The organism is Candidatus Avelusimicrobium sp. (assembly GCF_051874775.1).
Taxonomy (GTDB): Bacteria; Elusimicrobiota; Elusimicrobia; order Elusimicrobiales; family Elusimicrobiaceae; genus Avelusimicrobium.
This window is the reverse complement of the sequence record NZ_JBJEGE010000023.1, coordinates 39,538-48,350: the sequence shown is the minus strand read 5'-3', so window position 1 is coordinate 48,350 and position 8,813 is coordinate 39,538. Positions and strand designations below refer to the sequence as shown.

10 protein-coding genes are annotated in these 8,813 nt (G+C 49.0%); 8 read left to right on the top strand and 2 right to left on the bottom strand.

Translation table 11 applies throughout. The features are described from left to right. Positions 1-49: 49 nt before the first annotated feature. Positions 50-592 carry a nitroreductase family protein gene (locus ACI351_RS04575; protein ID WP_439734077.1) on the bottom strand — a complete coding sequence of 181 codons (543 nt, stop codon included), beginning with the start codon at positions 590-592 and terminating at the stop codon, positions 50-52. Between the two features lie 69 nt (positions 593-661). On the opposite strand from ACI351_RS04575, the gene ACI351_RS04570 reads away from it, so the two are divergent. The 6 genes from ACI351_RS04570 to ACI351_RS04545 all read left to right on the top strand — a co-directional run bounded on the left by ACI351_RS04570 (position 662) and on the right by ACI351_RS04545 (position 5,650). After that, positions 662-871, top strand: a complete 210-nt coding sequence (locus ACI351_RS04570; RefSeq protein ID WP_439734076.1) for a GIY-YIG nuclease family protein — start codon at positions 662-664, stop codon at positions 869-871. A 343-nt stretch (positions 872-1,214) separates the two neighbouring features. Next, complete coding sequence (gene dapF, locus ACI351_RS04565) at positions 1,215-2,048, top strand: diaminopimelate epimerase (RefSeq protein WP_439734075.1); 834 nt, start codon at positions 1,215-1,217, stop codon at positions 2,046-2,048. After that, complete coding sequence (locus ACI351_RS04560) at positions 2,049-3,278, top strand: LL-diaminopimelate aminotransferase (protein ID WP_439734074.1); 1,230 nt, start codon at positions 2,049-2,051, stop codon at positions 3,276-3,278. A gap of 32 nt (positions 3,279-3,310) precedes the next feature. Further along, a complete protein-coding gene (locus ACI351_RS04555; RefSeq protein ID WP_439734073.1) occupies positions 3,311-3,814 on the top strand; it encodes a type IV pilin protein in 504 nt (167 codons plus the stop codon). A gap of 118 nt (positions 3,815-3,932) precedes the next feature. Next, positions 3,933-4,634 carry an iron-sulfur cluster assembly scaffold protein gene (locus tag ACI351_RS04550; protein WP_439734072.1) on the top strand — a complete coding sequence of 234 codons (702 nt, stop codon included), beginning with the start codon at positions 3,933-3,935 and terminating at the stop codon, positions 4,632-4,634. 20 nt (positions 4,635-4,654) lie between these two features. Then, positions 4,655-5,650 carry a GGGtGRT protein gene (locus tag ACI351_RS04545; protein ID WP_439734071.1) on the top strand — a complete coding sequence of 332 codons (996 nt, stop codon included), beginning with the start codon at positions 4,655-4,657 and terminating at the stop codon, positions 5,648-5,650. Positions 5,651-5,884: 234 nt separating this feature from the next. Here ACI351_RS04545 and ACI351_RS04540 read toward each other — a convergent pair whose 3' ends face one another. After that, a complete protein-coding gene (locus tag ACI351_RS04540; RefSeq protein WP_439734070.1) occupies positions 5,885-6,772 on the bottom strand; it encodes a hypothetical protein in 888 nt (295 codons plus the stop codon). Positions 6,773-6,808: 36 nt separating this feature from the next. On the opposite strand from ACI351_RS04540, the gene ACI351_RS04535 reads away from it, so the two are divergent. After that, positions 6,809-8,086, top strand: coding sequence for a mechanosensitive ion channel family protein (locus ACI351_RS04535; RefSeq protein WP_439734069.1), 1,278 nt, complete (start codon positions 6,809-6,811; stop codon positions 8,084-8,086). A 340-nt stretch (positions 8,087-8,426) separates the two neighbouring features. Next, positions 8,427-8,741 (top strand): type IV pilin protein, encoded by a 315-nt coding sequence (locus tag ACI351_RS04530; RefSeq protein WP_439734068.1) that lies wholly within the window; start codon positions 8,427-8,429, stop codon positions 8,739-8,741. Positions 8,742-8,813 lie beyond the last annotated feature (72 nt).

The window sequence follows — 8,813 nt, the reverse complement described above, 5'->3', positions numbered from 1 at the left end:
ATGGAATTGTTCGGATGAAAAGAAACCCCGGGCGTGAGCCCGGGGAGTTTCATTTATATTCGTTGTAACTGACGATTTCGTCAAACGTCTCGCGGGGCCGCGCGTTCGGTTCTTCGGCGGGATAGCCAAGCGCAATCAAGTGTTCAATTTTTTTGCCTTTGGGGAGTTTGAAAAACTTTTCGGCCTTGTCGGAATTTAACCACCCGATCCAGCAGGATCCCAAACCTAAATCCCACGCGCGCAGTACCAGATGTTCGCAGGCAATGCCTTGGTCCACCAAATAAAATTCCGTGCGGCGGAAAAAATTGCCGATGCGGCTGGTAAATGAGCCTTTGTCCGACACGGCGGCAATCAGGACGGGGGCTTTTTCGGCCCATTTGGTCATACTGTATACGCCGGAAAAGGCTTCTTTGCAAAACGCTTCTTTCACTTGCGGGTCGTCAATGACGATAAAATGCCACGGCTGCGAGTTGCACGCGGACGGCGCCAAACGTGCTGCCTCAAGGCAGTCGTTTATTTTTTCCCGCTCTACGGGTTTATCTTGGTATTTACGCACGCTTCTGCGCGTGGCGATGGCTTGCATAAGTTCCATAAAAGTCACTCCTTGTGAAGTATAAAAATATCTTACCAAATTGCTCTCCCGTTTTTATAAAATAAAAATATGCCCGCTTATGTGTATATTTTAGCCAGTCAAAAGAACGGTACGCTTTATGTGGGCGTGACGGCTGATTTGCTTAAACGCGTTTATGAGCATAAAACCAAGTTGGCGGACGGATTTACAAAACGCTATGGTGTTTCTCGTTTGGTTTATTATGAGGTTTTTGACCAAATGATTACCGCTATTGAACGCGAAAAGCAATTAAAACGCTAGCACCGTGCTTGGAAGATTAATTTAGTGGAAAGTAAAAATAAAAATTGGGATGATTTATATTCTGGTTTGTTATAAATTATTATTCTAAGGGAGTGTCATCCTGAACTTGTTTCAGGATCTAATTCGTAAAGAGGAATCTTTTTAAACGACTGGATACTGAAATAAATTCAGTATGACGACTTATAGACGCAGTATGTCATCCTGAACTTGTTTCAGGATCTAATTCGTAAAGAGGAATCTTTTTAAACGACTGGATACTGAAATAAATTCAGTATGACGACTTATAGACGCAGTATGTCATCCTGAACTTGTTTCAGGATCCAATTCATAAGGATTTACAACTATGCAATTTACCAAATACACGGGACTGGGCAACGATTTCGTCTTTTTAGACGGCGCGTCTGCCCTGTCCGTAAAAGACCCTTTTTTATTGGCTGTAAAAATGTGCGACCGCCGCTTCGGCGTGGGTGCGGACGGCCTTGTACTCCTCCTGCCTTCGGACAAGGCGGACGTGCGTATGCGTATCATCAATTCGGACGGTTCCGAAGCCGAAATGTGCGGCAACGCGTCTCGCTGTGTGGCGCTGCATTGGTTTACGCGTAAACGGGCGAATAAAAAACAGATTTCGCTTGATACGCTTGCCGGAATTATTCGTACGGATATTATCGATTTAGAAAAAGGACTTGTCCGCGTGGATATGGGGCAGCCTCGTTTGACGCGCAGCCAAATTCCGATGACAGGCGCAGCGGATGAACGCGCCGTCAATGTTTTGCTGGACGTTAACGGTATACAAGTGTACGGTACAGCCGTTTCGATGGGAAATCCGCATTTTGTGACGTTTGTGGAAAATGCCCAAACCGCTCCTGTGGTCGAGTTGGGACCGGTCTTAGAAAAACACTCCGCTTTCCCGCGCAAAACAAATGTGGAATTTGTGCAAGTTTTGGACGATAAAACCGTCCGTATGCGCGTGTGGGAGCGCGGCGCGGGCATTACGAGCGCCTGCGGAACGGGCGCGTGCGCGACGGCGGCCGCGTGCGTATTAAACGGAAAAACGGGGCCAAGCATAACCGTCAAACTGGACGGCGGAGATTTGTTTATTGAATGGCCGGAGCAAAAGAATATTTTTATGACGGGCCCCGCCCGCGAGGTTTTTACGGGTGAATGGCCGGAGAATTAAATGACGACGATTAATAACAATTATCTTAAACTGCAGGGCAGTTATTTATTTTCCACGGTAGCCAAACGCGTAGCCGCTTTCAAAGCGGCCAATCCGACGGAAACCGTCATCAGCTTAGGCATTGGCGACGTTTCGCGCCCGCTTGTGCCCGCCGTAGTGGAAGCAATGCATAAAGCGGTGGACGAAATGGGCGAGGCTGCCACGTTCCGCGGGTACGGGCCGGAACAGGGATATTCTTTTTTGCGTGAAGCCGTTTTGAAGGGGGATTATTTGTCCCGCGGAATTAATTTGTCGGCGGATGAAATTTTTATCAGTGACGGCGCAAAAAGCGACGTCGCCAACTTTCAGGAGCTTTTTTCATCCGAAAGTAAAGTGGCACTCCAAAATCCCGTTTATCCTGTTTATTTGGATACGAATGTGATGGCCGGCCGCACGGGCGCGTTTGAAAACGGCCGTTACGGCGGTATCGTTTATTTGCCGTGCGTAGAAGCAAATAATTTTGCGCCCGAACTGCCCAAAGAACACGCCGATATCGTGTATCTGTGCTCTCCCAACAATCCGACGGGCTCGGCCTTAACGCGCGCGGAACTGAAAAAATGGGTGGACTGGGCCCTTGAACATAACAGCGTCATTTTATTTGATTCCGCCTATGAAGCCTTTATTTCAGATGATGACATTCCTCATTCCATTTACGAAATTGAAGGGGCGGAAAAAGTGGCGGTGGAGTTCCGTTCGTTCTCCAAAACAGCTGGTTTTACGGGTACGCGCTGTGCGTATACCGTGGTGCCCAAAGCGCTGGAAATTTCGGACGTGCGCGGCGGAAAAGCGTCTTTAAATGCGCTGTGGCTGCGCCGCCAGACCACTAAATTTAACGGCGTGCCGTATATCGTGCAGCGCGGAGCGGAGGCGGTTTATTCACCTGAAGGGTTTAAACAAACGCGCGAAGTCATCGCAGGATATAAAGAGAATGCGCGCGTGATTTTGGACGCCTTGAAAAACGCCGGCATTACCGCGTACGGCGGGGACAACGCGCCGTACATTTGGCTTAAAACGCCGGCGGGGCTTGATTCGTGGGGCTTCTTCGATAAATTGTTGACCGAAGCCCGCGTGGTCGGCACCCCGGGCGTGGGATTTGGTTCGTGCGGCGAAGGGTTTTTCCGCCTGACGTCGTTTAACACGCCCGAGCTTACGCGCGAAGCCGCCGCCCGCGTGGCCGCTTTAAAATTTTGATTTTTGCTACAATACTAAATATAGGAGAAATTATGAACAGAAAGGGTTTTACCTTAATTGAATTGCTGACGGTCGTGCTCATTATCGGGGTGCTGACGGCGGTGGCGCTGCCGCAGTATATGCGTTCTATTGAACGCTCGCGCGCCACGGAAGCGATGGCCGCTATAAAAGCGCTTAATGATGCCGTGTACGCGTATGCGGCCGGACGAACGGGCGACAACGCGTGCCCCGTATCTTTTAAAAAATTGGCTACACAGCTGTCCGGAAATATGAGTGCCAACGGCAGTACGCTTACGACGAAGGATTTTGTCTATACAATTAATTCCGCCACAAATGCCGTTATCCCGGGGACGGACTGCGCCGGCGTAACGGCCCGGCGTAACGCCGCGCCTAAGTACGATTATATCTTGTGGAATCCGTACCAAAAAGGAACGGGCGGAAAAAGTTCTTCCTTGCGCTGCACGGCCGATACGGCGAAAAGTATTGCCGTGTGCGATTCGCTTGATTTATACGAGGAAGGCGACAAACCTTTCTAACTTTACTTGCTTTACAAAAAACCTCGCTTTTGCAGCGGGGTTTTCTTGTTTTCGCGCAACGTGGCGGGATAAATTTTGTAAAATATATTGAAAGATTTATTTTTCATAGGAGACCAGAATGAGCTGCGAAAAATGCACCCCTGAAGTACAGAATATGTGCTGCGTTTGCAAAGGCGCTAAGCACGATCCGGCCCCGATTCCCGAAGAAGGAAAATGGGTCAAAGCCAAACAGATTACCGACATCAGCGGCCTTACCCACGGCGTAGGCTGGTGCGCCCCGCAACAAGGCGCGTGCAAACTGACGCTGAACGTCAAAAACGGTATCATTAAAGAAGCGTTGGTGGAAACCTTGGGTTGTTCCGGTATGACGCACTCCGCCGCTATGGCTGCCGAAATTCTCCCCGGCAAAACCATTTTGGAAGCTTTAAATTCCGACCTCGTGTGCGATGCCATTAACACCGCTATGCGCGAACTGTTCCTGCAAATCGTTTACGGACGCACACAGAGCGCTTTCTCCGATGACGGTCTGCCGATCGGCGCGGGTATGGAAGACCTTGGTAAAGGCCATCGCAGCCAGATCGGTACGATGTACGGTACTGAAGCCAAAGGCGCACGCTATTTGGAAATGGCCGAAGGTTATGTGCTCGAAATCGGCCTCGATAAAAACAGTGAAATCATCGGATACAAATTCGTTAACTTGGGCAAAATGATGGATGCTATCAAGAAGGGTGAAGATCCGAAAACCGCGTTTGAGAAAAACGTCAGCAAATACGGCCGCTTTGACGAAGCCGTCAAGAAAATTGACCCCCGCAAAGAGTAAACCAAGGAGAACAATTAAATATGATTACGTTTGAAGGATACGAAAGAAGAATTGATAAAATCAATTCCGTTTTGAAAGAAAACGGCATTGCTTCCTTGGAAGAAGCCAAAGAAATTTGCACCAAAAAAGGTATCGACGTGGAAGCCATCGTAAAAGGCATCCAGCCCATCGCTTTTGAAAACGCCGTTTGGGCCTACACCGTGGGTGCCGCCATCGCTTTGAAATCCGGCGTGAAAACCGCCGCCGAAGCGGCCGAAAAAATCGGCGTGGGTCTGCAGAGCTTCTGCATTCCCGGTTCCGTCGCCGACCAGCGCGCCGTAGGCCTCGGCCACGGTAACCTGGGCGCCATGCTGCTGCGCGAAGAAACCAAATGCTTCTGCTTCCTGGCCGGCCACGAAAGCTTCGCCGCCGCCGAAGGCGCCATCGGTATCGCCCGCACCGCCAACAAAGTGCGCAAAGAACCCTTGCGCGTTATTTTGAACGGCCTCGGTAAAGACGCCGCTTACATCATCTCCCGCATCAACGGTTTTACCTCCGTGGAAACCGAATATAATTACAAAACGGGCGAACTGAAAATCGTCAGCGAAAAAGCGTTTTCTAGCGGCGACCGCGCCAAAGTAAAATGTTACGGCGCCGATGACGTCAACGAAGGCGTAGCCATTATGCGCCACGAAGGCGTGGATGTGTCCATTACGGGCAACTCCACCAACCCGACCCGCTTCCAGCACCCGGTAGCCGGCACCTATAAGAAATGGGCGACCGAAAACGGTAAAAAATATTTCTCCGTGGCTTCCGGCGGCGGCACGGGCCGCACGCTCCACCCGGACAACATGGCCGCCGGCCCTGCCTCTTACGGTATGACCGACACGATGGGTCGTATGCACGGCGACGCGCAGTTTGCGGGTTCTTCCTCCGTTCCGGCCCACGTGGAAATGATGGGCTTAATCGGTATGGGTAACAACCCGATGGTTGGCGCGACGGTAGCTGTTGCGGTGGCTGTAGCTGAAGCCAAATAACAGTTGTTTTTCAAAAACCCGCCTCTTGTAGGGGCGGGTTTTTGTATATGCTGCTCTAACTATATTGGGGCGATAAAAATTACACTGTTAAGGAAGATGGAAAAACTCCTTTTTATAATAAATTACCTGTGAAAGCAGGTAATTCAATCAAAGAAAGTCATTGTACAGATTCCTCACAAAATACTCCGTGCAGATGCAAGGGCATATACTAAAATAAATTTTCGTCCTACAGGGTTATTTTCCCCAAATCAGATGTGCGCGTTTGTCGTCTGGCTCTACAGTTCCTTCCGTTACGTTGACGTTCCATAATCCGCACGAGAAAGTGGACGCCCGCAGGTGTTGTACGTCAAGGCCCGTGCGCGCCTTGGCTTGGCAGGAGACGGCATACAAGTCCGGATCGGCGGTTTTGCGCGCGTGTAAAATGCGTTCGCTGAGCAAAAAAACCGCGCCCTGTTTTTTATAGCTTTTGTCCATCTGATAAAAATAGGTGTCGATTTTGGCTCCGGCTTGGCGTTGTACCAACGCTTTGGCCGTATCGGACTCTTTCGGTGTAGACGATTGCTTCGGTGTTTTAACGGCGCGGTTTTTTACGGTTTGGCGTTTCTCTGCGGGCGCGGCGGCAAGGCTGTTTGCCAACGCTTGGGCGTTTTTGGCAATTTGCGCCAAGCGCGCCGGATTTTCATATTCTTTGTAAGAAAGGTTTACAAGCCCGTTATTGGAAATAGCTCCTTTGGGGGAAACGGTTACTTTGGTGGTATTAAGTAAATTGGAGTGATCAATTTGCAGGGTAATGCGTTCGGGGGAATACTTGCGTGCGCGGCCGTGGATAAGCATATCTGCGTCAAAATTTCGGTTAAAGTCCAGCACGACTTCTTCCTTCTCCGACCGCCAACAGCAGGCGGAAATGCACGTTTCTTGCAGGTTAAGATTATCTGCGGCTTCCTGCGGCCAGAAACGCAGGTTGAAGCGGTAACAAGAATCGTATTGTTTCCCGTCAAATCCTATTTTTTTGCCGGAAACTTCCAGCCACGGCTTGGTGGTGGCCACGCCGGAGTTATTCATCGGTGTATAGCAGCCGCCGAGCAGAAAAATTAAAATTGCGCCGCAAAGAGTTTTTTTCATACACTTTATTATAGTAACTTTTTAAGGAGATGGATTATGAAACTTATTTTGTCTTACGTAGAGCAGATTTCCTGTATTCCGCAAACCTATCATACATTAATCGCTCAGACTGTGGCGGCAATTCTGTTTTTAGCAATTCTGTATGTTTCTGCGCGTGTTTTTACGTGGTTTTGTAATAAGTATCTAGCCTATCTTTTTGCTAAATTAAAAGCCGATAAATGGGTAAAGGCAATGACGGCGCACCGTTTTTTTACCGCGCTTGGTGTGGTGACCGCCGCTATGCTGGCCATCCATCTTCACCCCGTGTTTATTATGGAAAATGTGGGGTGGATCTCTACGCTGATGGGTAAAGTGACGGGATTGTTTGTGGTGCTCAGTTTTGCGTGGTTGATTAACTCGTTCTTGAATATGCTTAACCATTTATACGGACGCAACCCGAACATCCCCGTAAAAGGATTGGTGCAGGCCGTCAAAATTGTAGTATTTTTAATCACGGGGTTATTTGTGCTGTCCTTACTGCTCGGGCGCAAACCGATGTACATCATTACGGGCTTGTCCGCTTTGGCGGCAGTTTTTTCTTTAATTTTTAAAGATCCTATTTTAGGCTTTGCCGCCAGTATCCAGTTGACGACGAATAAACTTATTAAAATCGGCGACTGGATTACTGTAGACTCCGCCGGCGCGGACGGCAACATTATTGATATTTCGCTCACCAGCGTGCGCGTGCAGAATTTTGATATGACGATTGTCAGCGTGCCGACGTATGATATGATTTCCAAACCGTTTAAAAACTGGAGCGGTATGTATGCGGCCAAAGCGCGACGTATTCAGCGCAGTATCGTCATTGACGTGGACAGCGTAAAATTTTTGGACCGCCCGATGTTTGAGCGTCTTAAAAAAATCAAACTGTTAAAGAATTATCTGGAAATGAAAGAAGCCGAAATCAAAGCGTTTAATGCCGAGCGCGACGTAAAAGAAAACGTGCTGAACGGGCGCCATTTAACTAATATCGGTACGTTTCGGCACTATGCAGAGCTTTATTTGCAGTCGCGGCCGTTTGTGGTATCGGGCGACCCGAATTTTACGCTGATGGTGCGCCAGTTAAAGCCCGAGGCACAGGGGATTCCGCTGGAAGTGTATTGCTTTTTAAATACTACCGTGTGGACGGATTACGAAGCCTTGCAGAGCGATATTTTCGACCACTTGTTCTCCGTCTTGCACGAGTTTGGCCTTTACGCCTACCAACAGCCCAGCGGACGCAATATTGCGTACGGAATACGGGAAATTGCCAAGGCCGAAGAAAAAATAAAATAAAGCCGTTTTTTGAGAGAGGATAAGCCCTGCGGAATTTTTTGTTCCGCGGGGCTTTTTGCAGCCGGATGCGAAATGCGTTTATACGTGGGCAGCCCCCTCCATGCTGGTTTATGTAGAAGAGGGGCTATATCCAAAACAGTGTGGCTCAGTTAATCAGAGGAGCGCGGATAAGTTGCCCGACCCTGCTTGGGGGCTTGACCCGTTTTTTTTTTTTGATACGATAGGGGTATTCCGTGGTGTTCCTGTGAGGGGGTCTACCAATTGAGATTTATTTCGTCAAAATCGCTAGATCCTGAACAGAAGCGACTCTGGATGACTTTGTTTGATAGGAGAATGTGATATGAAGGGTTTTACGCTGATTGAATTGTTGGTTGTTGTATTAATCATTGGTATTTTGGCTTCGGTGGCACTGCCGCAGTATACCAAGGCGGTGGAAAAATCCCGCTTGGCTGAGGCTCGCACAATGTTAAAAACATTGTACGAGGCGGAACGGTCGAGAAATTTGGAAATGGGTACAGAAGGCGTCGTCTATCCCTTAGACGAGTTAAGTGTTTCGGTTTCGGGTGCGAACGGAACGGCTGCTGCGTTTCCCTTTACTACCAAAAATTTTAGATATTCCTTGGAGTCCGGAAATCCGGGAGGTGTCGGGGGATAATGGCTACTCGTTTAAATGCCTCTTCTTATATGCTAATAATCCTTGCTGATGACGGGCGCTTTTATTGTTCAG